Origin of the sequence: Dactylosporangium sp. NPDC051541 (genome assembly GCF_044454505.1) — a bacterium.
Classification (GTDB): domain Bacteria; phylum Actinomycetota; class Actinomycetes; order Mycobacteriales; family Micromonosporaceae; genus Dactylosporangium.
Genome location: NZ_JBITDU010000001.1, coordinates 787825 through 813476, shown reverse-complemented (window position 1 = coordinate 813476; position 25652 = coordinate 787825). Strand labels below are relative to the sequence as shown.

Below are 25652 nucleotides of genomic sequence, written 5' to 3'. Positions count from 1 at the left end.
AGTCAAACTTTGCTATTACGCTTATGTCGTGTCCACTACGCGTCTGCTGATCCTGGGGCTGGTCTCATACCTCCAGCCCGTCCACGGGTACGACATCCGCAAGGAGCTCATGAGCTGGCAGGTCGACCGCTGGGCCAACGTCCAGCCGGGCTCGATCTACCACGCCCTGCGGAAGATGACCGAGGAAGGGCTGCTGGAGGAGCTCGGCACGGAGAAGGCCGGCAACCGCCCGGCCCGCACCCGCTACCAGCTGACGCCGGCCGGCACCGCGGAGTACCAGGCGATGCTGCGCAAGTACTGGTGGGACTACGAGGAGCCGAGCGACCCGTTCCTGGCCGCGTTCGCGTTCCTGCCGCACCTGCCGCGCGCGGAGGCGGTCGGCGCGCTGCGGGCCCGGGCCCGGCTCCTCGAGGGCTGGGTCAAGACCTATCGCGACAACAACGAGGAGTGGACCGAGCACAAGCCGGCCCACGTGGGCTGGCAGTTCGAGCTGACGATGGTGCGCTGCGAGGCCGAGGCCCGCTGGTGCCACGACATCGCCGCGCGGATCGAGGCCGGCGAGGGCATACACACCGGTGAGGACCCGGGCGCGGGCGACGCCGAGGAGTGGCGGGCGGCGATCCGGGCCGAGTACGGCGAGCCGGTCGACGACGAGGACGAGTAGTACGCGACATACTCAAGCTTGACCGTCCGAACTATATCGCGTTATGGTCTCCCTGCTGACACGAGACAGGGGAGACGGACATGATCGAGACGAGGGGTCTGCGGAAGTCGTTCCGCTCCCGCGCCGGTCGCGAGAAGAAGGTCGTCGAGGCCGTACGGGGCGTCGACCTCTCCGTCAAGGACGGGGAGATCTTCGGGTTTCTCGGGCCCAACGGCGCGGGCAAGACCACGACGCTGCGCATGCTGGCCACGCTGATCGAGCCCGACGGTGGCGAGGCCACAATCGCCGGGGTCGACCTGCTGAAGGACCCGGGCGAGGTGCGCAAGCGGATCGGCTACGTCGCACAGGGCGGCAGCACCTGGGACGAGAGCACCGCGCGCGAGGAGCTGGTGCTGCAGGCCCGCTTCTACGGCATCCACAAGGCCGACGCCCACCGGCGGGTCGCGAAGGCGCTGGACGCGTTCCAGCTGACCGAATACGCGGACCGCAAGACCAAGACCTACTCCGGCGGCCAGCGGCGCCGGGTCGACATCGCGCTCGGCATCATCCACGAGCCGAAGATCGTCTTCCTGGACGAGCCGACCACCGGCCTGGACCCGCAGAGCCGGGCCCACATGTGGGACGAGGTCCGCCGGCTGCGCGACGAAGGCATGACGGTCTTCATCACCACGCACTATCTGGACGAGGCCGACGCGCTCTGCGACCGCATCGCGATCATGGACCACGGCGAGATCGTCGCCGAGGGCACCGTCGACGCGCTCAAGCGCGAGGTCGCCGGCGACGTGGTCACGGTCGGCGTCAACGGCAGCATCGAGACCGCGGCCGGCCTGCTGCAGAACCAGGACTACGTGCGCAACATCGACCGGGCCGAGGGCCGGCTGCGGCTGTACGTCACCGAAGGCGCCACCGCCATCCCGCACATCCTGCGCCTGCTCGACCACGCCGGGGTCACCCTCGGCGAGATGGAGCTGCACCGCCCGAGCCTCGACGACGTGTTCCTCACCAAGACCGGCCGTTCCCTGAGGGAGAGCTGACCGATGAAGTTCCTGCGCGACACCTGGCTGGTCTTCCAACGCCAGATGCAGCTCATGCTGCGCAACCCGGTCTGGCTGATCGTCGGCATCATCCAGCCCCTCTTCTACCTGCTGCTCTTCGCGCCGCTGCTCAAACCGGCGCTCGGCGTGCAGACCAACGCGGAGGCGTACAAACTCTTCGTCCCGGGTCTTCTGGTCCTGCTGGCCATGTTCGGCTCCCTGTTCACCGGCTTCGGCCTGATCGCGGAGCTGCGGGCCGGCGTCATCGAACGCAGCCGGGTCACCCCGGTCAGCCGGTTCGCGCTGCTCATCGGCCGCTCCCTGCGCGACGTCGTCTCCCTGCTGTTCCAGGGCCTGCTGATCGTCCTCATCGCCGTAGCCTTCGGCCTGCGCGCCAACGCTCTGGACGTCGTCGCGGCGTTCGCGCTGATGGCCGTGATCTCACTGATGCTCTCGGCGTTCTCCTACGCCATCTCCCTGAAGCTGCGCAGCGAAGACGCCCTGGCCCCGCTGCTCAACACCATCACCCAGCCCCTCCTGCTCACAGCCGGCATCCTGCTCCCCCTGACCTTCGCCCCGAAGTGGCTCAAAACCGTCGCCGACTGGAACCCGTTCTCCTGGGCCGTCGACGGCGTCCGCGCCCTCTTCGACGGCAACCCGGGCGCCGACTCGGTCTGGCAGGCGGCGGTCGTCATCGGTGCCTTGACCCTGATCACGGTCACTTGGGCGTCGCGGGCCTTCGCCAAGGGCGTCCGGTAGGCCCTTCACGGCCCAGGTTCGGTTCACGACCCAGGTGCCGACACGGCTGGCGCTGTGACGATATGTCCGAACGCTTCGCATCCGGACATATCACATTTATACCCTGACGGGGGATAAATCCGATAAGTCGCGGTGCGCAGCGCCCGACTTATCGGACTCCAGGCGGCGTACGCCCACCACGGGCGTACGCCGCTTCGCGCTACCAGCACACTGCACGGACGCCGCAGCGCGGCATTGCCCGACTTGCGAGCGCCGCGTCCGGGCACCGCGTCCGAGCGGCGCGTCCGAGCGGCGCGTCCCAGCAGCGTCTCCGATCGGCGCGAACGGCCGGCGCGTCCGGGCGCCCCATCCGTGCGCTGCGAGCGGCGCGTCCGGGCGGGCAGCGCGAACGGGCAGCGCGGCGCGAACGGGGGGGCCGGCGGACATCGCGGACCAGCGGTGCGAGCAAATGTGCGGTGCGGACGAGCATCGCGGCCGAGCGGACGGGCTGGATGTGCGGGCGGCGCCGAGGGCATCGCGGTGCGGGTGGCGCGAACGGGCGCGGAGAACAGGGGTGGAGGGCGGGTGGTTTGGGTGGGGCGGCGGTGTCAGGCGGCGTGGGCGCCGGTCTTGGCGTTTACGGGGACGGCTACCACCGCTGTGCCGTAGGCGCAGAGCTCCACCCAGGTGTTGGTCACGTCGCGGTGGTCGAAGCGCATCCCCACAATGGCGTTGGCGCCTCGGGTTTCGGCGGCGGCGACCATCTGGTGGACGGCCCTCGAGCGGGTCTGGACCAGGAACTGGGACATGTCCTGGCCCGGGCCGCCCTCCGTCGAGCGCAGGCCGGCCGCGAACGGGTTGCGGGACGTCGCCACCACGCCCAGGACCTCGCCCAGGACGGCGGTGATCTCGTAACCGGGTAGGCCTTCGGTCGTTACTACCAGCACAAGATCGATGGTAGGCAGCTGTATATCCCTTTCGGGGCGAACCGGGCAAATCATCCGAGTTCTCAGCCGTGGCTCACCCTCGCCGCCTCGGTCACGCCGATGCCGGCCGCGAAGCGCAGCAGCACGTCCTGCGGCAGCACCGCCTTGGGGCCGATCTGCAGCAGCAGCGAACGGTCGCCGGCCACCGGGACCTGCAGGAACTGGCCCTCGTCGGTCACCGTCAGCCACGCCTTGAGCTCGCCCAGACGTACCTCGACGGTCTCCGGGCCGGCCAGTTTCGGCTCCACGCCGGGTGACTCGTCGAGCATCACCGCGATCTTGTCGACGTAGCTCTCGTCGGGCTGCACGCCGGGGGGTGCGAAGGTCACCACGGCGGGCTGGATGTTGTCGACGGTCCAGCCGGCCGGCATCAGGTCGAACGTGAACGGGGCCTGGCCCTTCAGGCCGCCCGGCCGCACCGCCTCGGCGTAGGCGGTCAGCTGCTTCGGGTCCAGGTCCGGGTTGGTGTCGACGCGCAGCCAGGTCCGGTCGGCGGGGTGCCAGATGAGCGACTGGCGCTGCTCGACGTCCGGGCTCCCGTCGGCCCAGCTCCACCGGTACAGGGTGGCCGCCTGCCCGTGCACCTTCGCCGGGCTGCCCTGGGCCTGCGCGGCCGGTCGGCCCGGGTCCTGGTCGTAGAGCGTCAGGTAGACCGTGGTGCCGCCCGGCAGGGTCTGCATCGCCGTCGGCCGGGCGGCGCTCAGCATGACCAGCGGCTCGCCGTAGCCGTCGCCGGTCGGGACGCTGAACGGGAACACCACCGTCGGCGGCACCGTCGAGCGCACGAGGGTCGGCTCGGTTCCGGCGGACCAGGGCACCGCGGCCGGAGTGGACCGGGACACCGAGGGCGTGGGAGCGGCGGCCGGCCGCTGCTGGTCGACGGCGAGGCCGCCGGGCAGCGCGAACGGCAGCGCGCCGCCGATCGCGACCAGCGCGGCCGCGCCCGAGGCGAACGTGGCCAGCCGGGCCCGGCGGCCGCGGCGGGCCGACTCGGTGGTGACGGTGGTCAGCATCGTCGCGCCGGGCGGGGCGTCGCCCGCGAACTGGCGCAGCGCGTCGCGAAGGCGGTCCTCGACCTCTTCGTCGTTCATGGTCTGCCTCCCGGCGCTGGTGCGGCCGCCCGGTCGTTGGCCAGGACGGCCCGAAGCTTCTTCAGGGCGTGGAACGCGTGCACGCGAACGGTGGACTCGGCGCACCCGAGCAGGCGGGCGATCTCCGCGTCCGGCAGGTCCTCGTAGTAGCGCAGGACGATGACGGCCCGCGGCGCCCGGTTGAGCGTGCGCAGGAGGCTCCACATCGCGTCGGCCTCGGCAACGCGCGAGGTCATGTCGGCGGTGGCGCGCTCGGGGATTTCGGCTACGGGTCGTTCGGCGAAGGAGCGACGGCGCCGCCACGACAAGTACACCCGCAGCATCGTCTTTCGCACGTAAGGCTCCGGGCCCTCCGCCCCCACGATCCCCGACCAGCGCCGGTGCACCCGCACCAGCGCCTCCTGCACCAGGTCCTCGGCGAGTTGCCGGTCCCCGGTGAGCAGGTAGGCGAAGCGCAGCAGGGCATGCGACCGCCCGACCACGAACTCGGTGAACTCGACCTGCACAACGACCTCCACCGACGTAGACGAGGGCTGAGGGCCGCTGCGTTTACGGGTCGGTGCGCGCCGGGTCGTTGTACTGCCCGGAAGGCCCGGAGTATGCCTTGCCGTCCACGATCGGCCAGGGGTTGGCGACGCAGCCGTGCAGGCCGAGCGTCTGCTGCTCCATGACGGGCGCGGGCCGGCCGGGCCCGGGGCACAGCTCGTGGCCGTGGAAGAGCCGGTGCCCGGTCTCGTGGTTGATCACGTACTGCCGGTAGGTGGCGAGGTCGGCCCCGTAGTCCGGCACGCTGTGCACCCAGCGCGCGACGTTGATGACCACGCTGTTGCCATTACGGCAGCTGGTGTACTGGTCATACGAGCTCGCGCACAGTTTGTCCCGGGTCGCCGGGGTGGCCAGGTAGATCGTGAAGTCGAAACGTTCGCCGCCGCCGGCCCGCCGCAGCCGCCACTTGCCGGTCCCGGGCCAGCTGCGCGGGTCGGCGTAGACCGCTTCGACCGCCTCGGCGAACCCGGCCGCGGACAGGCCCGTGATGTCGCGCTCGACGGCGATGCGGTATGTGAGCAATGGGCCCGCGGTACCGATGACGGGCCCGCCGGCCGCCGCGATCTCGTACTGTCCGCCGCCCCGCTTCGGGTAGCCGATCTCGGGCACCACCACGTTGACGGGTCCCCGGCTGGACTTCTCGACTACGGGCGTGGGAGCCGCGGAGATCGCCGAAGCCGGGGCCGGACTCTCTTCCAACGGTGCGGAGCACGCGGCCAGAGCGAGGACCGCGAGCCCCGCACCCATGATGCGAAGGACGTTCACATGGAGACAGACGGAGTTCAGCCCGCGATCCGTTTAGGTACCGCGCACTCGGATTCGAGCCGGGCCAGCGCGTCGGCGACGGGCAGCACCTCGACCGCGCCGCCGCGGGAGCGGAGCGAGACGGTGCCCGCCGCCGCCTCACTGGCCCCGATGACGGCCACGAACGGCACCCGCCCGACCGAGGCCGCGCGGATGCGGGCGGCCAGGCTCCCGGCGTACGACTCCTCGACCCGCAACCCCAGGGCCCGGCACCGTCCCGCGAATCCGCGCCCGTCCACGTCGCCGATGGGCAGCACCTCCAGCTGCACCGGCGCGTACCAGGCCGGAAAGGCACCGTCGTGCACCTCGATGAGCTGCGCGAAGAGCCGCTCCATGCTGCCGGCCGCGCTGCGGTGCACCATCACCGGCCGCTTCCGCGCCCCGTCGGCGTCCACATAGGACAGCTCGAAGCGGGCCGGCATGTAGTAGTCGACCTGGACGGTGGCCAGGGTGCTCTCCCGGCCGGCGTGGTCCAGCAGCTGGATGTCGATCTTCGGCCCGTAGAAGGCGGCCTCCCCCGGCCCGTCGACGTAGTCCACGCCGACGGCTTCCAGGGCCCGGCGCAGCACCGCGGTCCCGCGCTCCCACAGGTCCGGGTCGTCGACGTACTTCGGGCCGTCCCCGCGCAGCGACAGCCGCCACGACGCCGGCTCGAAGCCCAGCGCCGCGTGCGCCTCCCGCATCACCTCCAGCGCGGCGATGACCTCGGCCTCGACCTGGTCCTCGGCGCAGAAGACGTGCCCGTCGTTCAGGGAGATCGCGCGGACCCGGGACAGGCCGCCGAGCACGCCGGAGCGCTCGGCCCGGTACTGCCCGCCGATCTCGCCGATGCGCAGCGGCAGCTCGCGGTAGGAGCGGCCGCGGGCGGCGAACACGGCGGCGTGGTGCGGGCACAGGCTCGGGCGCAGCACGAACCGGTCGGAGTCGCTCAGCGCCATCGGCGGGAACATGTCGTCGGCGTAGTGCGGCAGGTGGCCCGATCGAAGGTACATCTCCTCCTTGGCCAGGGGCGGGGAGTACACGTGCTGATAGCCGTGCCGGCGTTCCAGGTCGAGCAGGTAGTCCTCGACGGCGCGGCGGGCCGCGGCGCCCTTGGGCAGCCACAGTGGCAGCCCGGCGCCGACGAGCGGGTCGGAGTGGAAGAGCTCGAGCTCGCGGCCGAGCTTGCGGTGGTCCTGCACGGTGGTCTCCTCAAGGCGAGGGGCACACGCCTCGGGGCACGAAAAAGCTCCGGAGCGCAACGCCCCGGAGCGAAAACAGCTGACCGTCGATCAGCGCCGCCGGGGTGATCCCGGCGTCGTCGTGGACTGGGCGCTGCGACTCATGGCCCGAATTCTAGCGCGCGGGCGCGGAAACGGGCCGGGTATAAATGGCCGGTGCCTGAAGGTCATACGATCCACCGCCTCGCCGAGCGGCACCGCAAACTGTTCGCGGGCCGCCCGGTCGCCGTCGCCAGCCCGCAGGGCCGGTTCGCCGCCGACGCCCTGGCGGTCGACGGCCGGGTGATGGTGGACACATCGGCGCACGGCAAGCACCTCTTCCACCACTATGAGGGCGCGGCGACGGTACACGTCCACCTCGGCCTCTACGGCAAGTTCACGGACGGCGACGGCGATCCACCGCCACCCGTCGGCGAGGTCCGGATGCGGATGTTCAGTGGCGCCCACTGGCTGGACCTGCGCGGCCCGGCCGCCTGCGAACGGCTCGACCCGGCTCAGGTCGACGCGCTGCGGGCCCGGCTCGGCGCGGACCCGCTCCACGATCGCAGCGACGACACCGAGGCGTACACCCGGATCCACGGCTCCAGCCGCCCCCTCATGGCGCTGCTGATGGACCAGTCGATCGTCGCCGGCGCCGGCCTCATCTACGTGACCGAGTCCCTGTTCCGCGCCGGCCTGCCGCCGACCGCCCCGGGCACGAAGCTGACCCGCCGCAAATGGCAGACGATCTGGACCGACCTGCGCGTCCTGATGCGAGCCGGCGTGGCCGAGGGCCGGATCGACACCGTCCACAGTGCACACACACCGGAGGCGATGGGCCGCCCCCCGCGCGTCGACCGGCACGGCGGCGAGGTGTACGTGTATCGCCGTACCGGCCAGCCGTGTCTCGTCTGCGGCACGCCGGTGCGCACCGCGGTCCTCAACGCCCGCAACGCCTACTGGTGCCCGCGCTGCCAGCGGGCCCGCTGATGGTCGCGTCGGTCGAGCTGTACCTCGACGAGCGCGCCGCCCGCCGCATCCGCGTGCTCTGGGACCAGCTCGAGGAGCTCGGCGTGCAGTCGCTGCGGACCCCGCACAACGGCCGGCACCGCCCGCACGTGGCCCTGGCCGTCGCCCGGCAGCTCGACCCGGAGGCGGTGGCCGCGGCTCTGGCCGGCACCCGGGTGGCGGAGCCGCTGCGGCTCAACTTCCAGTACAGCGGCGTCTTCGTCGGCCGCGTCGTGTTCCTCGGCCCGGCGCCGACCCCGGCGCTGATCGAGCACCAGGCCCGCATTCACGGGCTGCTCGCGGCGGCCGGGATGGACTCGCTCCCGCTGTATCGGCCGGGCGAGTGGGTGCCGCACTCCACCGTCTCCATGCGAGTGCCGCGACCCCTGCTCACCGAGGCGCTGCGCAAGTGCCTGGAGTCGCTGCCGATCGAGGCGACGGTCGTGCGCGCCGCCGTCGCCGACTACGCCCGGGACATCTTCCGGGAGATCCCGTGAACGGCCCTCAGTCCTCGTCGTGCTGCATGAGCTGGCGGGCGGCCTCGGCGATGGAGCCGGAGATCGACGGGTAGATCGTGATCGTGTGGGCCAGCTGGTCGACGCTCAGGTGGTTCTCCACCGCCATCGCGATCGGCATGATGAGCTCGCTGGCCTTCGGGGCCACCACGACGCCGCCGACCACGAGGCCGGAGGCGGGGCGGCAGAAGATCTTCACGAAGCCGTCGTCGAGGCCGTCCATCTTGGCCCGGGCGTTGCCGGCCAGAGGCAGCATCACCGCGCGGGCCGGGACGCGGCCGCTGTCGATGTCGGACTGGGTGATGCCGACGGACGCGAGCTCCGGGTCGGTGAAGACGTTCGCGGCGACGGTGCGCAGCTTCAGCGGTGCCACCGCCTCGCCCAGCGCGTGCCACATCGCGATCCGGCCCTGCATCGCCGCGACGCTGGCCAGGGGCAGCAGGCCGGTGCAGTCGCCGGCCGCGTAGATGCCGGGGACGTTGGTGCGCGAGACCCGGTCGACGGTGACGTAGCCGCCCTTCGCGACCTCCACCCCGTATTCCGCGAGGCCGAGCGCGGACGTCTGCGGCACCGAGCCGACGCACATCAGCACGTGCGAGCCTTCGACGACCCGCCCGTCGGCCAGCTCGACCTCGACCCCGTCGGCGGTGCGGCGGGCGGCGGTGGCCCGGGAGTTGTTGAGGATCGTCATGCCGCGGGTGCGGAAGACCCGCTCGATCGCCATGGCGGCGTCGGGGTCCTCGTGGGGCATGACCCGGTCACGGCTGGACACCAGCGTGACGTCGACGCCCATCGCCAGATAGGCCGAGGCGAACTCGGCACCCGTCACACCGGAGCCGACCACGATCAGCTTCTCGGGGAGTTTGGGCAGGTCATAGACCTGACGCCAGTCCAGGATGCGCTCGCCATCGGGCACGGCTGTGTTCAAGATCCGCGGGGTGGCGCCGGTGGCGATCAACACGGTGGAGGCGGCGATCACATACGGAGCGTCACCGTCGGTCGGCGTCACCTGGATGGCGTGCGTGTGACCGAGCGTGTCGTCTCCGAGGCGCGCAGTACCCGTGACGAACTCCACACCGGCCTTGATCAGTTTGGCGTGAATGTCGCCGGACTGGGCGTGTGCGAGGCGCTTGACCCGCTCGTGGACGGCCGGACCGTCCACCCGCACGTCCGGGCCCGCGGGCCCGATCACCCCGAACTCCTCGGTGTCGAGGTGCGCGGTGACCACGGACGAGCTCGCGATGAAGGTCTTGCTGGGCACGCAGTCGTGCAGCACGCAGGCGCCACCGGCGCCCTCGGCCTCGATCACGGTCACCTGGGCATCGAGCTGCGCGGCGACCAGAGCCGCCTCGTAGCCCGCCGGGCCACCTCCGATGATCACGATCCGGCCCACGCCAGCCACCCCTCCTCGGCTCCTGAAGCCCCCATTCTCCCTCGTCCAGGCAACCGCGGCGCGGCGGCCCACCCACTCGGCCCATGCCGCGCCGACGAGTGGATCCGAATCCGACACGCTCGGCAGTATTCTCTCGCGTACCCGGTCGGGTTTATCGTCATCGCCGTGCGTCATTACGCCGCGTATGGCTCGAACCTGGACCCTGCCCGCATGCGGGCCTACTGTCCGTATTCGCCGATGATCGGAACCGGCTGGCTCGAGGGCTGGCGGCTGACCTTCGCCGGTGAGGACGTCCTCGGCTGGGAGGGCTCCGTCACCACGATCGTCGAGTCGCCCGGCGATCGGGTCTTCGTCGCGCTGTACGACGTGCACCCCAACGACGAGAAGCAGCTCGACGAGGTCGAGGGCGCGCTGGCCGGCACCTACCGCAAGCTGCACCTGCGGGTGGCCACCCTCGACGGCGAAGAGACCGCGTGGGTCTACGTCTTCAGCGGCTACGAGGGCGGCCTGCCCACCGCGTGGTATCTGGCCGAGATCGTCAACGCCGCCACCAAGGCCGGCGCCCCGGGCGACTACCTCGAGGACCTCAAAGGCCGACCGACAAAAACCTCAACACCTTAATCCCTCGCTGGTACAGCACGTTCGTACATGTCAGCGGCGAAGGCCACGGTCATGCCGACGTTCATGTAGAGGTGATACGCCCCGGTCGGGTTGGTGAGGTCGACACCCAGCCCGGCCGCCGTGCGCCCCTTGGCGGCATAGATCGCGAACGCGGCCCGCAGCAGCGCGGCGCCGATGCCCCGGCCGCGGTGCTCGCGCAGCACGGCCAGGTTGGGCACCCAGCCCTCGCCGCGCTCGACCCCCTGCTCCGAGGACTGCAGCACGCCGACGATCTGCCCGTCGACCGCGGCCACCAGCCACTCGTCCCAGGCGATCGACGGCAGCGCCGCGAGGGACTCCCGCCAGTCCGCGTAGCTGATCGGTACGAAGTCGGCGGTGTCGGCGAACGCGGTCTGCAGCACCCGGTGGAACGTCTCCAGCTCGTCCTGGCGCACCGGCCGGACGCGGGGGTCGGTGCAACGTTCATCCGGGGCGAGTGCGCGGGTCATCCGGGCGTAGCGCCGCTTGAAGGCGAAGCCGCGCTCGGTCAGGGCCGCGATGTAGTGCGCCTCGGTCGCCACCGCCCCGGCCCGGGCCGTGACCTCGGCGTGGCCGTTGTCGCGGGCCCGCCGCGCGATCCGGTCGAGGGCGAGGTCGAGCAGGGGGCCGAACGCCGCCCGGCCGGTCTCCGGCACCGCGTAGACCTCGACGTTGTCCCTGGCGGCCCGGCCCGGGTTGTCGAGGTAGGCCCAGGCGAGGGCGGTACCCCCGGAGTCGAACGCGAGCCAGGATTCGTTGTGCGGGGCCGTGAGGGTCGCGACGATCTCCTCCTCGGTCCACTCCGGCTCGCCGAGCGCGGCGATGTCGCTGGCCGTCACGATTTCCAGGACGGTGGCCACGTCCCGCAGCGTGCACTCCCGAATGTCCATCAGCCCGGCAGCACCTCCTTGACCGACTGCACGGCCGCGTCCAGCAGGTTGACGAGCTCGGTCCGCTCGGCCGGGGACAGCGACCGGAACGCCTCGCCCGCGATCCGGTCGGTGAGCGCCTCGGCCCAGCTGCGCCGCCGGACCAGCGGCTCGAACGGCGGGAACGGCGGCTGCCAGCCGAACGCGGTCGCCTCGGCCTCGCCGTCCCGGCCGGAGATGATCGCCTCCAGCGGGGTGAGCCCGCTGGCCCGGATGGCGAGCAGGTGGGCCGCGCCGCGGTGCTCCCGCAGCAGGTGGGCCAGCACCGCGGCCCGGGCCCCGGGTGAGTCGTCCGGCAGCGGCATGGCCCGCCAGGCCGCGAAGAGCGGCATGCCGGCCGTCTCGGCCGCGACGACCACCCGCTCGGCCAGCTCGACGAGCTTGGGCAGGGCGTAGAAACTTTCGAGGTGCTCCCGGCCCCACCGGCAGCACTCGTCGAGGTTGTCGGCGGCGATCTGCTCGGGCGGGGCGACCTTGCGGGCCGCGTCCCAGCCGTCCTGCACGGCCTCGGGCGCGATGAACCCCAGCGCCGCGGCCACGGTGTCGGCGCGGACGTCGCCGAGCGCGCCGCCGCGCCCGGCCACGTAGAAGGCCCAGCCGGTCAGCCCGATCTGCCGGGCCCGGCGCATGGTCTTCGGGTCGTCGCTGAACGCGCCGCCCAGGACCAGCACCGCCTGCTTCGCCGCGGCCGCCGCCTGCTCGGGAGTCACCCGGGTCATTCTGCCCTCCCCGATGGATCACGGTGAAGGCACTCGTTCGAGGACTAACCATGCGCGCGACGAGACAGCCACTTCCGCCGATGCGATCGGCCGATCGTCAGCCCAGGTCGGCCAAAGCGTCCTGGGCGACCTTCACCCGCTTCTCGGCCAGCCGGATCGCCTTGTCGGCCGCGGCGACCGCCCGCTCGGCCTCGGCCTTGGCGTTCTCCGCGTCCGCGACCTGCTGCAACGCGGTCATGAGCTCCTTGCGGGCCTGCCGGACCAGCCGGGCGTGCTCCTCCTCGGCCCGCCGGCGCTCCTCCTCGCGCCGCCGCGCCTCGGCCCGGCGCTCGCGCTCGGTGTCGTCCGGGGCCGAACGGATCGCCGTGACGTTCGAAACACCGGCGGGCGGCTCGGCGTCGTCCTCGTCCGTGTCGGCCGGGCCGGTGCCCTGGACCAGGCGGAGGTTGGGGCGCGGGGTCTCGCCGAAGCCGGTGTACTCCAGGGCCTTGGTCAGCCGCCCCTCCCGGACCAGCGTGGCCACCTCCTCGTCGGCCAGCGCGGCGGCCAGGGTGGCCTCCACCTCGGCCGCCGGCAGGTTGGTCGTCGCCGCCCGGCCGGCCCCGGCCAGCCGGATCGCCTCGCGGGCCAGGGCCGCGACCGTGGCCCGGCGCCGCACCGACAGCTCGCGCAGCTCGGCGCCGCGCAGCTCGCGCTGGGCCGTGCGCAGCTCGTCGGCGAGGGTCATCAGCTCGGCGATCAGCTCCGGCCGCTCGTGCGCGAGGCGGTTGACCAGCCAGGCCGCGACCGTCGGCTTGCGCAGCTTGCCGATCGCCGCGGCCAGGGCCGTGTCCCGGGCCGCCCGGGCCTTGGCGACCTCCGCGCCGCGCAGGGCGATGAAGTCCTCCGGCGGGGCCGAGTAGAGCCGGGCCGCCACCGGGGCCAGGGCATCGGGCATAAGGGGAATACTAGATCGAGCTCCCCGGCGCCAGGCGGGTGTAGTGCGTGCCCGACAGGCGGGTCATGTGCCCGGTGACCATCTGCTGGCCCGCCTCGACATACAGGCTGTCGTGCAGGTTGAAGGCACGCTCCGGCTTGACCGCGCGGGCGAAGTCGACGGCCTCGGCCAGCTTCAGCCACGGGGCCGAGATGGGCACGAAGAGCGTGGCGATCTCCTCGTCCGGGACGTGGAACGAGTCGCCCGGGTGGTAGACGGCGCCGGCGGGCGTGTCGATGGCGAACGCGACGTTCACGATCCGCGGGATGTCGGCGTGGATCACCGCGTGCCGGCCGCCGTGGGCCCGGACCGTCATCCCGGCGGCCACGAACGTGTCGCCCGGGCTGACCGCGAAGATGTCGGCGTCCAGGTCGGTCAGCTGGGCTTCGACGTCCGGGTGGGTGTGGACGGTCAGCGTCGGCTGGCGGGCCGCGGCGGCCCGCAGCTTGTCCAGGTCGACGTGGTCCGGGTGCTCGTGGGTGATGAGCACGGCGTCGGCGCCTTCCAGGGCCTCCGCCTCGGTGAACACCCCGGGGTCGATCACCAGGACCCCGCCGTCGTGCTCCAGGCGAAGACAGGCGTGGGTGTACTTCGTGATGCGCATTCGGGGAACCTCCTGTGGCACAACCGTGACCATGACCGGTGGAACGGAGCCGCGAAACCGCGCGTCCGACTGGCGTTCCCCCAAACGGACCCTACCCAGGAGGCGTCATGTCAGTCCGGCGCACCACCGCGTACCTCGCGGCCGCCGCCACCGCCGTGGTCCTCGCGCTGAGCGGTTGCGGCGCGGACAGCAGCGACTCGCCCAGCTCCAGCGCCAACAAGGGCGCGCCCGAGGCCGCGGCCCCGGCGAACGGCGGTGCCGGGCCGGCCCTCGCGCCCGGTGACTCCGCCAAGGACCAGAGCGGCACCGAGCAGAAGATCCCCGACAACCTGGACGCCGCCAACCGCTCCATCATCTACTCCGGCACGATGACGGTCACCGTGAAGGACGTCGACGCGGCCGCGGCCCAGGCGGTCGCGTTCGCCACCGGGGCCGGTGGGTTCGTCGGCGGGGACAACCGGCAGATCAACGGGGCGCGCTCGACCGCGACGCTGATCCTGCGGGTCCCGGCGGCCAAGTTCCAGTCCACGCTGGACCAGCTCAAGGGCATCGGCGAGGAGGACGGCCGGCAGCTGTCCGCGCAGGACGTCACCGACCAGGTCGTCGACGTGGCGTCGCGGATCGCCACCGCCCAGGCCAGCGTCGACCGGATCCGGGCCCTGCTGGCCAAGGCCCAGACCATCGGCGAGATCACGTCGCTGGAGTCGGAGCTGTCCCGGCGCGAGTCCGACCTCGAGTCGCTGCAGGCCCGCAAGCGCAAGCTGGACGGGCTGACCGCGCTGTCGACGATCACCCTGCTGCTGCACGCGCCGGACGCGCCCGCCGTGTCCGAAGAGGACACCGGCATCCTGGTCGGGCTGCGGCACGGCTGGGATGCGTTCGTCGCCTCGCTGCGGGTGGCGCTGACGATCCTCGGCTGGCTGCTGCCGTGGCTGGTCTTCGTGGGCCTGCCGATCTGGCTGGCCGTCCGGCTCTACCGCCGCTACCGGCGCAACCACCCGCTCCCGGCCCGGCCCGCGCTCGTGGCCCCGCCGATCAGCGCTCCGGCGTATCCGCAGCCGCCGGCGGCCCGGCCGTTCCCGGCGCCGCCGGCTCCGGCCCCCGCCCCGAGGCCGGCTCCGGCCCCGGTCCAGCCACCGAACCAGGCACCGGCCCAGCCACCGGCGGCGACGAAGACTGAGGACGGCGAAGCGCGTTCATCAGAGAGCTGACCGCCGCACCGAACTCCGGCCGCAGCTGATAGCCGGAATGGCCGTCGACCTGGGGGAACACCGTGTCCCCGGGCGGGACGGCGAACCCGGGCGGGTCGACGAGGCGCTTGTCAACGGCCGTCGCCGACTGCACGGGGCCGCCGATGGGGTCGGTGTCCCGCCACAGGTTGACCCAACGGGGGCCGTGCTGGCCCGGCTCGTCCGCGGGCCGGGTCAGCACCGCACCCACCTGCTCCAGCACCGCGTCACTCAGGTATGCGGGGAAGAAGCGGGCGTACAGCCGGCGCAGCGGTGAGCCGTAGGTCAGCAGGGCCGTGCGCGCCTGCGCCTCGGGCGGCAGCTGCAGGACCGTCGCGGCCGCGAGCACGGTGCCCTGGCTGTGCCCGGACAGGATCACGCCGCCCTGCTCGGCGGCGAGCCAGGCGGCCCGCTGGGCCAGCTCCGGCACCACGCGCTCGGCGTAGCAGGGCGGCGCGAGGGGGTGGGCGGCACGGGGCCAGAACGTGCCCAGGTCCCACAGGACGCCGACTATCCGCCGGAAGCGCTGGTAGCGGTAGGCCAGGACGCCGATCAGGACGAGCGCCAGGGCGGCGAACCCGATGAGGTAGGTGCCGAGGTTGACCGCGAACGAGAGCGCCTGGGCCGGCACCGAGCCCGACGGGGCCAGCGCGATCGGGCGCCGGCCGGCCAGCGCGAAGCCGGTCGCGACCACGGCGGCCAGGGCGGCCGGGATGAACACCCAGATCAGCAGCCGTCCGATGTGGTCGGTGACGAGGGCGTCGGCGACCGCGTGGTCGATGTGCTCGGCCCGGGCCTTGTCCCGCTGCCGGCCGCCGCGGAAGTCGGCGTCGGTGACCACTGTGGAGTATCGCCGCAGCCGGCGCACCAGCGGCAGCCCGCCGGCCAGCGCCACGGCGACGGTGAGCAGGAGCAGCAGGACGAACCCGGCGGCCGCCCACTCGTAGGCGGCCGGGGGCTGCAGCGCGTGCCAGCCGGCGTAGTCGGCCGTCGACGGGGTGGCGCGGCGGTCGAGGAAGTCGGCCACGCGGTAGGCCAGGCCGGCCGCGAACGCGGCCGCCACGCCCAGGCCGGCGCTGGCGATCAGCGGGCCGGCCAGGCCCTGCAGGAACGTGCCCGGGGGGCGGCTGGCCAGGACGACGGCGCCGAGGATCAGCATGAGCAGGACCTGGGTCGCGAACAGGCCCGTGATGGTGCCGCCGAGCTGCGGCAGCCGGCCGTGGGCGGCCCAGTCGGCGCGGGGCAGCAGTGCGTAGCCGAGGACGAGCGCGGTGAGGCCGACGGAGGAGTGGCTGAGCAGCCGCGTGCCCGCCCGGGCCCAGCGGGCCGGCCGGTCCCGGTCCACGACGGAGCGCAGCGACACCGCGACGACACACGACACCAGCACGAGCGCCGTCAACGCGGCCAGCGCATAGCCGGCCCAGTGCCGGTCGTGCGGAGCCAGATTCGCCAGCAGTACCGCGTCCAGGGTCGCGAACGCGAAGGCGATGTGCAGCGAGCGGAGCCGGCCGACCAGGGGCTTGCCGTTCCAGAAGCACGGGTGGGCCAGGCCGTCGCCGTCGCCCTCGGTCTGGGCCGGGAACGCCTCGTAGCGGGCCCACGTCCGCCGCCCCAGGAACCACAGGAACGCGATGGCGGCGATCGGCCCGAGCGCGCCCAGGGCCAGCCGCCGGCTGGTGGTGGCGAAGAACCCGTCCGCGAGCAGCGCCAGGTAGCCGCGGCCCTCCAGGCAGCGGGGCAGGGCCGCGCACTGCCAGCCGACGAGGTCGACGGCGACCTCGGTGAACGACAGCACGAACGACGCGGTCATGCTCAGCGCGTAGATCCGGACCAGGGCCCGGATCGCGGCGCGCGGACCGGGCCGGGTGGCCGGGCGCAGCCAGAGCGCCACGTTGGCGAACATGAACGGCAGCAGCAACAGCCACAGCGCCCGGGCCGCGGCCCCGGCGGTGAGGTTGCCCCAGCGGTAGGCCTCCAGGGTCGCGCCGCCGGGCCCGGTGACGGCCCCGTATTCGGCGCGCGGGCGGAAGAAGCCCGCGTCGCCGTCGCCGGCGACGCGGCGCAGCAACGGCCGGTCCAGCACATCCTCGGCGGGTGAGCCGGTGACGCCGTGCACACGAAGCTCGGTGACCACGCGGTCAGGCTTACCAGAGCGCGACGATCTTCGCTGTCTGGAAGTGTTCTGGAAGTGCCTAGAACGCTCCGGCGCTCAGTGCGGCCAGCGCGGTGTGGACCATGATCCGCACACCGTGGCCGATCGCGCGCTCGTCGACGTCGAAGGCCGACTGGTGGATGTCGAACTTCGTCTCCGCGCCGGGGATGCCGGTGCCGAGCCGGATCATCGAGCCGGGCGTGTTCTCCAGGTAGAACGCGAAGTCCTCGCCGCCCATGCTGATCTCGGCCTCGGTGACGCTGTCCGGGCCCAGGGCGGCCGCGGCCGCGCCCGCGATGATGGCGGTGGCGAGGCGGTCGTTGACCACCGGCGGCACGCCGCGGGTGTAGGTCACCTCGACGTCGGCCCCGGTCGGCGCGATGACGTCGTGGACGAGCTTGGTCACCAGCTCCGGCACCTCCTGCCAGGCCTCGCGGCTGAGCACGCGGATGGTGCCGCGGGCCATGCCCTCGATCGGGATGGCGTTGGCGGCCTCGCCGGCCCGCACCGCGCCCCACACCATCGACACGCCGGCCCGGGCGTCGAGCTTGCGGTCCAGCAGCGACGGCACGTCGACCAGGATCCGGCCGAGGGCGTGGACGAGGTCGGCGGTCAGGTGCGGGCGGGCGGTGTGCCCGCCGCGGCCGGTGAGCCGGACCTCGATCTTGTCGGCGGCCGCGGTGAACGGCCCGGAGCGCACGCCGACCAGGCCTACGGGCAGCTGCGGCGCGCAGTGCAGGGCGAAGATGGCGGCGACGTCCTCCATGGCCCCGGCCGCGATGACCTCGGGCGCGCCGCCCGGCATGGTCTCCTCGGCCGGCTGGAACAGCAGCCGGACCCGGCCGGGCAGCTCGCCGCGCTCGGCCAGCTGGGCCAGGGCCAGGCCGACGCCGAGCAGGATCGTCGTGTGGACGTCGTGGCCGCAGGCGTGGCAGACGTTGTCGACGGTGGAGCGGTAGGGCACGTCCTTGGTGTCGGGCAGCGGCAGGGCGTCGAGGTCCGCGCGCAGCGCGATCACCCGGTCACCGCGGCCGATGTCGCACATGAGGCCGTTGCCCTTGGGCAGCATGCGGGGCGAGAGCCCGGCCCGGGTGAGCTCGCGGGCGATGAGCGCGGCCGTCTCGAACTCCTGGCCGGACAGCTCGGGGTGGGCGTGGATGTGACGACGGATCGCCACCAGCTCGGCACCGCGGGAGGCGAGCCAGCGGTCGAGCTGTCCGGGCAGCGGATCGGCTCCGGGTGGTGTCTCGGGCCAGCCTTCGGACACACGCTCGGCCCTCGACGAAGTCAACGTGCCGACCGGGCGCGCCGGCGCAGCGGCGGTTTCGGTCAGAGTCAGCGCTCTCGTCACGGTGAGTTCTCTATTTCGGTCTAATGGAGCGGCCCGCCCCATGCGTGCCATGGACAGACTAACCGGGTCAAGGTGACGGAGCGCAACATCATTCTCGTGATGTTGATATAGCTGAGCGTCACTTAACCCCTGATAAAGGCGCAAAATCGCAGGCGCCCCCCTCACTGCGTACAACGCGTGACCGGCGCCACGGTCACGTGGTGTCGCGATAACTTTTCACACCGCCGGTGCGAAGAGCGTCGCCAAGGTTCAACGCACAGTGATGGGAGACGTCGCAGGGTGGCATGTTCCCGAAACCCGGCGACGCACCCCTCGTCCGACTATCGGCCCGCGTGCCGGAGAATCCAGGAAAGTCGAGTCGCCGATGTTCCCGAATGGTTTCCGTCACCTGCTAGACGCCCCATCCCGAGGTTGAGGTTCCCTGAATGCGGGAATTCAATCCTTGAGGCGTCCGCTGTGCGACATGGCCGCCACGGTCGGTTGTCCCCGGGTCACGGTACGGTGAAGGAGCGAACCCCACCTTTCTTCGGCGGCCAAGACCAAGCAAGATAGTGGGGCGAGAAGTCAACCTTCCCCCTCCCATGACGGTTAACTGCCTGTGACTCAGCTTCCGACGTGGCATGGCGAGCCCCTGCCACCCACCGGTGCTCTGGCCTCGGCCGGAGCCGGGCGCGAACCTGCGCGCGGCCCCGACTCCCACTCCAACGGACCAGTTCGCGAACCTCGCGAACCCGGGTCGACCGCTCCCCCGGTCCCCGGGCAGCGCGCCGCACCCGGCGTGGTGATCGGGGGGCGCTACGCCCTGCGCACCGCGATCGGGCACGGCGGCATGGGCACGGTCTGGCGCGCGAGCGACACGCTCCTGCGCCGCGACGTGGCGGTCAAGGAGGTGATCCTCCCGCCCGGCCTCGCCCCCAGCGACCGCGACTCGATGTATCAGCGGACCCTGCGCGAGGCCCGCGCCGCCGCCGCGCTGTCCCACCCGTCGGTCGTGCAGGTCTACGACGTCGTCACCGAGGCCGGCCGCCCGTGGATCGTCATGGAGCTGCTGCAGGCGCGCAGCCTGGCCGAGATGATCGTCGAGGACGGCCCCCTCGCGGCCCGGGCCGTTGCCAAGATCGGCATCGCGCTACTCGGCGCGCTCGAGGTGGCCCACGCCGCCGGGGTGCTCCACCGCGACGTCAAGCCGGCCAACGTGCTCATCTGCGGTGACGGCCGGTGCGTGCTCACCGACTTCGGCGTGGCCCGGATGCCCACCGACAGTGAGCTCACCACGCCCGGCATGGTGCTGGGCTCCCCGCACTTCATCTCCCCCGAGCGGGCCATCGGCGCCAAGTTCGGCCCGCCCAGCGACCTGTTCTCGCTGGGCGTGACGCTCTACACGGCCGTCGAGGGCCGCCCGCCGTTCGACAAGCGCGACCCGTTCGAGACGATGCGGGCCGTCGTCGAGGAGCCGCCGGCCCAGTCGATGCGCGCCGGCCCTCTCGCCGGGGTGCTCTACGGGCTGCTGGAGAAGGACCCGGCCCGCCGCTGGAACGTCGAGACCGGCCGCGCGGTCCTGCGCGACCTGCTCGCCGGGCCCCTCGCCAGCAACGCACCGGCGCACATGACCGACCCCTACGCGGTGGTCCGCCCGGCCCACCAGCCGCCGGTGGTCCACCCGCCGCAGCCCACCGGGCAGATCGGCGGCCGGGCCATGATGGCGCCCGGCGAGACGGTCAGCGGCGCGATGCGGCGGATGCAGTCCGGCGCGCCCGCCCAGGCCGGCCCGCACGAGATCGAGCTCGAGCGCACGGGCGCCGACACCTACAACGCGTACGGGCCCGAATACGCACAGGACGACTGGGCCAAGGGCCCGACGACGGCCACCCCGCCCGGCTCCTACGGCGGGCACAGCGCCGGCGGCTACGGCCACAACGCGGCCGGCGGATCGCTGATCGACCGGGCCAAAGCGGCCCCGAGCTGGGCCAAGGCGGCCGTCGCGGCGGCCGTGGTGCTGGTGCTGTTCCTCGGCATCGGCGCCGCCACCGGCCTGTTCTCGGGCGGCGACGACAGCAAGGGCCAGACGCCCAGCGCCAAGGGCTCCAGCGCGCCGGCCGCCCCGAAGTTCGAGGTCGAGGCGTTCACGCACCCGGGCGGCATCACGGTCAACGTGCCCAAGGGCTGGACGAAGAAGCAGCAGGGCAGCGCGGCCGCGCCCTACTTCGACCTCACCGATCCCAGCGACGCCAACCGCCGCATCCGGATCAACATCGAGAAGGCCTCCTCGACGCCCAAGTCGTTCCTGGAGTCGGCCGAAAACCGGCTCAAGTCGACCCCGGCCAGCTGCGAGGCGCCGTACAACCACGTCGACCTGCAAGAGGGCAAGCTCGACGGGCAGCCGTCGGCAGTCCTGGAGTATCAGTGCGGCTCCGGCGACCACCTGCGGCACGCGCTCTGGGACGCGGTCGTGGTCAACGGCAAGGCCTACCACTTCTTCGTGACCGTCCCCGACACGAAGTTCGCCGAGAGCAAGGCGATCTTCGACGAGATGGTCCGGAGCTTCAAGCTGTCGCCGCCGACCGGCGGATGATCCATGTTATGAAGGGCAGATGACCTCGACGCAGTCAGGCGACACAGGCCTCGTCGGTGGAGACGAGACCGGCCGGCGCCGGCTTCGTACTGTGGCCGAGGCCTGGCTCGCGGATGATCCTGACCCCGCCAGCCAGGCCGAGCTCCGATCGGTGCTCGACGACGAAGCGGAGCTCGAGGACCGTTTTTCCGGACCCCTTCGCTTCGGTACCGCCGGCTTGCGCGGACCGCTGCGAGCGGGGCCGAACGGCATGAACCTCGCCGTGGTCCGCGGGGCCGCCGCCGGCCTCGTCCGCTGGCTCGCCGCCCAGCCCGCCGCCTCCGACGACCGGCCGCTGGTCATCGGCTACGACGCCCGCCACGGCTCCCACGCGTTCGCGGTGGAGACGGCCCGGGTCGCCACCGGCGCCGGGCGGCGGGCCCTGCTCATGCCCCGGCCGCTGCCGACACCGCTGCTCGCCTTCGCCGTCCGCCGCCACGGCGCCGCCGCCGGTGTCATGGTCACCGCCAGCCACAACCCGCCCCAGGACAACGGCTACAAGGTGTACCTCGACGACGGCGCCCAGCTGGTGCCGCCGGCCGACGCCGAGATCGAGACCGCGATCCGCGCCGTCGGGCCGCTCGCCGACGTGCCGCTCGGCCCGCCCGGCGAGGTCCTCGGCGAGGAGATCGTCCGCGCCTACATCGACGCCGCCGCCGGGGTGATCGACCCCGGGATTCCCCGAGACCTCGCGGTCGCGTACACCCCCATGCACGGCGTCGGCCGGGAGGTCTTCGAAGCGGCGCTCGCCGCGGCCGGCTACCCGGCCCCGTTCGTCGTCGCCGAGCAGGCCGAGCCGGACCCCGACTTCCCGACCGTGGCCTTCCCCAACCCGGAGGAGCCCGGCGCCACCGACCTGCTGCTGGCCCTGGCCGCCCGGGAGGGCGCCGACCTCGCCATCGCCAACGACCCCGACGCGGACCGGTGCGCGGTCGCCTACCGGACCGGCCCGCCGCTCGGCGGCGTCTGGCGGCAGCTGCGCGGCGACGAGGTCGGCGTGCTGCTGGCCGACCACCTGATGCGCCGCGGCGTGCGGGGCCGGTATGCGACCACGATCGTCTCCTCCAGCCTGCTGTCCCGGCTGTGCGCGGACCGCGACCGGCCCTACGGCGAGACCCTCACCGGCTTCAAGTGGATCGTGCGGGCCGGTGCCGACCTGGTGTACGGCTACGAGGAGGCCCTCGGCTACTGCGTCGCGCCGGAGCTGGTCCGGGACAAGGACGGCATCACCGCCGCGCTGCTGGTCTGCGAGCTGGCCGCCGGGCTCAAGGCCGAGGGCCGCACGCTGGGCGACCGGCTCGACGAGCTCGCCCTGCACTACGGGGTGCACGCCACCGACCAGCTCTCGGTCCGGGTCTCCGACCTGGCGGAGATCGCGGCGATGATGGCCACGGTCCGGGCCCGCCCGCCGGCCGCGCTGCTCGACGTCGCGGTCGGCCCGGTCGAGGACCTGCACCCGGACGCCGACGTGGTCATCCTGCGGGCCGGCACCACCCGCGTGGTGGTCCGGCCGTCGGGGACGGAGCCGAAGCTCAAGGCCTACCTGGAAGTGGTGGAGCCGGTCGCCGGCGGTGACATCCCGGCCGCCCGGGAGCGGGCCGCCGCCGCCCTCGCCGCCCTGCGCACGGAGACGGCGGCCGCCCTCGGGCTATAGCGCCACGTCGAAGAGCTGCGACTCGGCCAGCTTCTTGAACTCGCTGAGGGCCGGCGGCGACGAATCGGGCCGGGTGTCGCCCTTCGGCGCGTTCGGGGAGTCGAAGTACACCAGCGCCCGGATCGCCGGGAATCGGCCGATCTGCTGGGCCACCGTCGAGAAGATCCACGCCTTCTGGGCCGGGTCGGCGGCGTGCTCGTACACGCCCCACTCGGCGACCATGAGCGGCTTGCCGCCGTGCGTCTTGGTCACCCACGAATAGAAGCCCGGCCATTTCGCGGGGTTCGACGTGTGATTCACCAGATACGCGAAGTCACCGAAGCCGTAGCCGCCGGGCTTGGCGAACAGGTACGGGTCCATGCCGATCCAGTCCACGACGTCGTCGCCCGGATACAGGTCCTCGAACCAGCTCTGCTCGCACCAGGGCTGATACGCCATGTACACGAGCACGAACACGACATTCCTGACGCCGTCGGCGCGCAGCCGCTGCACGGTGTGGCGGAACATCGCCGCGTAGTCCCGGGCGGTCATGCCGCCGCCGGAGCGCACGTCGTTCTCCGGCTCGTGGTGCAGGGCCAGCAGCATCGTGCCCGGAAACGCTTTGAACCGGGCCGCCGCCCGGTCGATCCGGGCGTCCTCGCCGCCGGCCGCGACATCGGCCCACGTGGTGTCCCAGGCGACCTTCCAGTTCGCGAAGAGCACGCGTTTGCGTGGCTGCTGTACCACCGCGATCTCGTCCTTGGTGGGAAAGACCTCGTCGCCGCGGTGATAGGAGTGCAGGATGTCGGCCGGCCGGCCCGTCGTGCGCTCGAAGTTGGCCAGCGCCGAGCCTGAGGAAAGGTCCGTGAACGCCCCCGGTGCCACGCCCCACAACAGCCCGCAGCTCGGCACGAGCTTCGGGTCGACGGCGCAGCGTTTCGGTCGCGACTCGCTCGTCGCGGTTGTCGTCGGCTCGGTTCGCTTGTGCAATCCCTGGCTGGCGTCGGCCTCGCTCAGGCCCGCCACGGGTTCACGCAGCGTCGCCGAGGCGATCGCCCCGGAGCCGGCCAGGGCCAGGACCAATGCGGCCACGAGGGTCATCTTCGGGCGTTTCATCGCGACCCAACGTAAGGCCGACCCCGTTCACCCTGGCAAGGTCACAGGGCCGGTTGTCCCTCGTTGTGGCGACCGTGCTTAAGCCAAGTTTTAAGATTCGCCGCTCACGAGTCGCCGAAGCGGGGCATGCCGCCGAACTGCCGGTCACCGGCGTCGCCCAGCCCCGGGACGATGAACATGTGCTCGTTGAGCCGCTCGTCGATCGCGGCCGTGACCAGGCGCATCGGCAGCCCGGAATTTGCCAGCCGCTCGACCCCGGCCGGGGCCGCGAGCACGCACAGCACGGTGATGTCGGTGGCGCCCCGGTCGACCAGCAGCCGCACGCAGTGCTCCAGCGAGCCGCCGGTGGCCAGCATCGGGTCCAGGACCAGCACCGGGATGCCGGACAGGTCGCGCGGCAGCGACTCCATGTAGGCCCGCGGCTCGAACGTCACCTCGTCCCGGGCGAGCCCCACGAACCCCATGGTCGACTCCGGCAACAGGGCCAGGGCCGCCTCGGACATGCCCAGGCCGGCCCGCAGCACCGGCACCAGCAGCGGCGGGTTGGCCAGCCGGGTCCCCTCGGTCGTGGCGACCGGGGTCTTCACCGGGAACTGCTCGGTGGCGAACGACCGGGCCGCCTCGTAGACGAGCATCGTCGTGAGCTCGTGCAACGCGGCGCGAAACGCCCCGTTGTCGGTGCGTTCGTCACGCATCGCGGTCAACCGCGACTTGGCCAGGGGGTGATCCACCACAAGTACGTCCACGAGCAAACAGAATAGTATTCAGGGCATGACCCTCACCGCCGAGGTCGCACGCTCACAAGGCGCGCTGCGGACCTTTCTGCACGGCCTGCCGGGTGTCGACCAGGTCGGCGCCGAGCAGCGCGCCGCGATGCTGGGCACCCGGTCGATCAAGACGACGGCCAAGGCGCAGGCCCTCGATCTCGCGATCCGGATGGTCGACCTGACGACCCTCGAGGGCTCCGACACCCCCGGCAAGGTGCGCGCCCTGTGCGCGAAGGCGGTGCGGCCCGACCCGGCCGACCCGAGCTGCCCGAGCGCCGCCGCCATCTGCGTCTACCCGGCGATGATCGCGGTCGCCGCGGAGGCCCTGCGCGGGTCGAAGGTCCACCTGGCCAGCGTCGCCACCGCGTTCCCGTCCGGCCAGGCCCCGCTCGCGGTCAAGCTGGCCGACACCCGGGCCGCGGTCGCCGACGGCGCCGACGAGATCGACATGGTGATCTCCCGGGGCGCGTTCCTGGCCGGCCGCTACGCCGAGGTGCACGACGAGATCGCGGCGGTGAAGGAGGCCTGCGGGCCGGCCCACCTCAAGGTCATCCTGGAGACCGGCGAGCTGGCCACCCTCGACAACGTGCGCCGCGCCTCCTGGCTGGCGATGCTGGCCGGCGCCGACTTCATCAAGACCTCCACCGGCAAGGTGCAGCCGGCCGCCACGCTGCCGGTGACGCTGGTGATGCTGGAGGCGGTGCGCGACTTCCGGGCCGAGACCGGGCGGGTCATCGGCGTCAAGCCGGCCGGGGGCATCCGGACCGCCAAGGACGCCATCAAGTACCTCGTGCTGGTCAACGAGACCGCCGGGCCGGACTGGCTCGACCCCGACCGGTTCCGCTTCGGCGCCTCGACGCTGCTCAACGACCTGCTGATGCAGCGCACGAAGATGGCCACCGGCCGCTACAGCGGCCCCGACTACTTCACCCTGGACTGAGAGCCGAC

23 protein-coding genes are annotated in these 25652 nt (G+C 72.3%); 10 read left to right on the top strand and 13 right to left on the bottom strand.

The window, feature by feature from the left end:
- The first annotated feature begins 28 nt into the window (after positions 1-28).
- From ACIA8L_RS03790 to ACIA8L_RS03780, 3 genes are all read left to right on the top strand, one after another.
- A complete protein-coding gene (locus ACIA8L_RS03790; RefSeq protein WP_395900069.1) occupies positions 29-664 on the top strand; it encodes a PadR family transcriptional regulator in 636 nt (211 codons plus the stop codon).
- An 80-nt stretch (positions 665-744) separates the two neighbouring features.
- The gene (locus tag ACIA8L_RS03785) at positions 745-1698 is read left to right on the top strand and encodes an ATP-binding cassette domain-containing protein (RefSeq protein WP_395900067.1); all 954 of its coding nucleotides are present in this window, start codon (positions 745-747) and stop codon (positions 1696-1698) included.
- A 3-nt stretch (positions 1699-1701) separates the two neighbouring features.
- Positions 1702-2457 (top strand): ABC transporter permease, encoded by a 756-nt coding sequence (locus ACIA8L_RS03780; RefSeq protein ID WP_395900065.1) that lies wholly within the window; start codon positions 1702-1704, stop codon positions 2455-2457.
- Positions 2458-3044: 587 nt separating this feature from the next.
- Here ACIA8L_RS03780 and ACIA8L_RS03775 read toward each other — a convergent pair.
- The 5 genes from ACIA8L_RS03775 to thrS form a co-directional block, all read right to left on the bottom strand.
- On the bottom strand, positions 3045-3383 hold the full coding sequence (locus ACIA8L_RS03775; protein ID WP_395900063.1) for a YbjQ family protein: 339 nt from the start codon (positions 3381-3383) through the stop codon (positions 3045-3047).
- 62 nt (positions 3384-3445) lie between these two features.
- On the bottom strand, positions 3446-4513 hold the full coding sequence (locus ACIA8L_RS03770) for a hypothetical protein (protein WP_395900061.1): 1068 nt from the start codon (positions 4511-4513) through the stop codon (positions 3446-3448).
- Entirely contained in the window at positions 4510-5031 is a 522-nt protein-coding gene (locus tag ACIA8L_RS03765; protein WP_395900059.1) for a SigE family RNA polymerase sigma factor, read from the bottom strand. The genes ACIA8L_RS03770 and ACIA8L_RS03765 overlap by 4 nt, the downstream gene beginning before the upstream one ends.
- 31 nt (positions 5032-5062) lie before the next feature.
- Complete coding sequence (locus tag ACIA8L_RS03760; RefSeq protein WP_395900057.1) at positions 5063-5824, bottom strand: DUF3152 domain-containing protein; 762 nt, start codon at positions 5822-5824, stop codon at positions 5063-5065.
- Positions 5825-5841: 17 nt separating this feature from the next.
- A complete protein-coding gene (thrS, locus tag ACIA8L_RS03755; protein ID WP_395900055.1) occupies positions 5842-7104 on the bottom strand; it encodes a threonine--tRNA ligase in 1263 nt (420 codons plus the stop codon).
- Positions 7105-7239: 135 nt separating this feature from the next.
- Between thrS and ACIA8L_RS03750 the strand changes: the two genes are divergently transcribed.
- Together ACIA8L_RS03750 and ACIA8L_RS03745 are read left to right on the top strand one after the other, a co-directional pair.
- A complete protein-coding gene (locus tag ACIA8L_RS03750; RefSeq protein ID WP_395900053.1) occupies positions 7240-8052 on the top strand; it encodes an Fpg/Nei family DNA glycosylase in 813 nt (270 codons plus the stop codon).
- A complete protein-coding gene (locus ACIA8L_RS03745; protein WP_395900052.1) occupies positions 8025-8567 on the top strand; it encodes a 2'-5' RNA ligase family protein in 543 nt (180 codons plus the stop codon). The genes ACIA8L_RS03750 and ACIA8L_RS03745 overlap by 28 nt, the downstream gene beginning before the upstream one ends.
- Before the next feature lie 7 nt (positions 8568-8574).
- On the opposite strand, the gene ACIA8L_RS03740 is transcribed toward ACIA8L_RS03745, so the two are convergent.
- Complete coding sequence (locus ACIA8L_RS03740) at positions 8575-9987, bottom strand: NAD(P)H-quinone dehydrogenase (protein WP_395900050.1); 1413 nt, start codon at positions 9985-9987, stop codon at positions 8575-8577.
- Between the two features lie 156 nt (positions 9988-10143).
- On the opposite strand from ACIA8L_RS03740, the gene ACIA8L_RS03735 reads away from it, so the two are divergent.
- Positions 10144-10599 (top strand): gamma-glutamylcyclotransferase family protein, encoded by a 456-nt coding sequence (locus ACIA8L_RS03735; protein WP_395900048.1) that lies wholly within the window; start codon positions 10144-10146, stop codon positions 10597-10599.
- Here ACIA8L_RS03735 and ACIA8L_RS03730 read toward each other — a convergent pair.
- The 4 genes from ACIA8L_RS03730 to ACIA8L_RS03715 all read right to left on the bottom strand — a co-directional run bounded on the left by ACIA8L_RS03730 (position 10596) and on the right by ACIA8L_RS03715 (position 13845).
- A complete protein-coding gene (locus tag ACIA8L_RS03730; RefSeq protein WP_395900046.1) occupies positions 10596-11507 on the bottom strand; it encodes a GNAT family N-acetyltransferase in 912 nt (303 codons plus the stop codon). The two genes, ACIA8L_RS03735 and ACIA8L_RS03730, sit on opposite strands and share 4 nt — an antisense overlap.
- Positions 11507-12256 (bottom strand): hypothetical protein, encoded by a 750-nt coding sequence (locus ACIA8L_RS03725; protein WP_395901711.1) that lies wholly within the window; start codon positions 12254-12256, stop codon positions 11507-11509. The genes ACIA8L_RS03730 and ACIA8L_RS03725 overlap by 1 nt, the downstream gene beginning before the upstream one ends.
- Before the next feature lie 106 nt (positions 12257-12362).
- Positions 12363-13202: a TolC family protein gene (locus ACIA8L_RS03720; RefSeq protein WP_395900044.1), complete on the bottom strand. Its 840-nt coding sequence runs from the start codon at positions 13200-13202 to the stop codon at positions 12363-12365.
- A 10-nt stretch (positions 13203-13212) separates the two neighbouring features.
- A complete protein-coding gene (locus ACIA8L_RS03715) occupies positions 13213-13845 on the bottom strand; it encodes an MBL fold metallo-hydrolase (protein WP_395900042.1) in 633 nt (210 codons plus the stop codon).
- A 107-nt stretch (positions 13846-13952) separates the two neighbouring features.
- Here ACIA8L_RS03715 and ACIA8L_RS03710 point away from each other — a divergent pair, with 107 nt between their 5' ends.
- Positions 13953-15056, top strand: a complete 1104-nt coding sequence (locus ACIA8L_RS03710) for a DUF4349 domain-containing protein (protein ID WP_395900040.1) — start codon at positions 13953-13955, stop codon at positions 15054-15056.
- 2210 nt (positions 15057-17266) lie between these two features.
- Here ACIA8L_RS03710 and ACIA8L_RS03705 read toward each other — a convergent pair.
- Positions 17267-18493 (bottom strand): amidohydrolase, encoded by a 1227-nt coding sequence (locus ACIA8L_RS03705; RefSeq protein WP_395900038.1) that lies wholly within the window; start codon positions 18491-18493, stop codon positions 17267-17269.
- 862 nt (positions 18494-19355) lie between these two features.
- On the opposite strand from ACIA8L_RS03705, the gene ACIA8L_RS03700 reads away from it, so the two are divergent.
- Together ACIA8L_RS03700 and ACIA8L_RS03695 are read left to right on the top strand one after the other, a co-directional pair.
- A complete protein-coding gene (locus ACIA8L_RS03700) occupies positions 19356-21149 on the top strand; it encodes a serine/threonine-protein kinase (RefSeq protein WP_395900036.1) in 1794 nt (597 codons plus the stop codon).
- A 19-nt stretch (positions 21150-21168) separates the two neighbouring features.
- On the top strand, positions 21169-22842 hold the full coding sequence (locus ACIA8L_RS03695; protein ID WP_395900034.1) for a phospho-sugar mutase: 1674 nt from the start codon (positions 21169-21171) through the stop codon (positions 22840-22842).
- On the opposite strand, the gene ACIA8L_RS03690 is transcribed toward ACIA8L_RS03695, so the two are convergent.
- Together ACIA8L_RS03690 and upp are read right to left on the bottom strand one after the other, a co-directional pair.
- The gene (locus tag ACIA8L_RS03690; protein WP_395900032.1) at positions 22837-23937 is read right to left on the bottom strand and encodes a glycoside hydrolase family 26 protein; all 1101 of its coding nucleotides are present in this window, start codon (positions 23935-23937) and stop codon (positions 22837-22839) included. The two genes, ACIA8L_RS03695 and ACIA8L_RS03690, sit on opposite strands and share 6 nt — an antisense overlap.
- Positions 23938-24041: 104 nt before the next feature.
- Entirely contained in the window at positions 24042-24683 is a 642-nt protein-coding gene (gene upp / locus ACIA8L_RS03685) for a uracil phosphoribosyltransferase (RefSeq protein WP_395900030.1), read from the bottom strand.
- A gap of 25 nt (positions 24684-24708) precedes the next feature.
- On the opposite strand from upp, the gene deoC reads away from it, so the two are divergent.
- Positions 24709-25644, top strand: coding sequence for a deoxyribose-phosphate aldolase (gene deoC / locus ACIA8L_RS03680; RefSeq protein ID WP_395900028.1), 936 nt, complete (start codon positions 24709-24711; stop codon positions 25642-25644).
- Positions 25645-25652 lie beyond the last annotated feature (8 nt).

Excerpts from the sequence above, each read along its gene's own strand:
- ACIA8L_RS03770 (WP_395900061.1), bottom strand. The coding sequence starts at position 4,513 with ATGAACGACGAAGAGGTCGAGGACCGCCTTCGCGACGCGCTGCGCCAG.
- ACIA8L_RS03690 (WP_395900032.1), bottom strand. The coding sequence starts at position 23,937 with ATGAAACGCCCGAAGATGACCCTCGTGGCCGCATTGGTCCTGGCCCTG.
- ACIA8L_RS03710 (WP_395900040.1), top strand. The coding sequence starts at position 13,953 with ATGTCAGTCCGGCGCACCACCGCGTACCTCGCGGCCGCCGCCACCGCC.
- ACIA8L_RS03715 (WP_395900042.1), bottom strand. The coding sequence starts at position 13,845 with ATGCGCATCACGAAGTACACCCACGCCTGTCTTCGCCTGGAGCACGAC.
- ACIA8L_RS03695 (WP_395900034.1), top strand. The coding sequence starts at position 21,169 with ATGACCTCGACGCAGTCAGGCGACACAGGCCTCGTCGGTGGAGACGAG.
- deoC (WP_395900028.1), top strand. The coding sequence starts at position 24,709 with ATGACCCTCACCGCCGAGGTCGCACGCTCACAAGGCGCGCTGCGGACC.
- ACIA8L_RS03730 (WP_395900046.1), bottom strand. The coding sequence starts at position 11,507 with ATGGACATTCGGGAGTGCACGCTGCGGGACGTGGCCACCGTCCTGGAA.
- ACIA8L_RS03780 (WP_395900065.1), top strand. The coding sequence starts at position 1,702 with ATGAAGTTCCTGCGCGACACCTGGCTGGTCTTCCAACGCCAGATGCAG.
- ACIA8L_RS03785 (WP_395900067.1), top strand. The coding sequence starts at position 745 with ATGATCGAGACGAGGGGTCTGCGGAAGTCGTTCCGCTCCCGCGCCGGT.
- ACIA8L_RS03720 (WP_395900044.1), bottom strand. The coding sequence starts at position 13,202 with ATGCCCGATGCCCTGGCCCCGGTGGCGGCCCGGCTCTACTCGGCCCCG.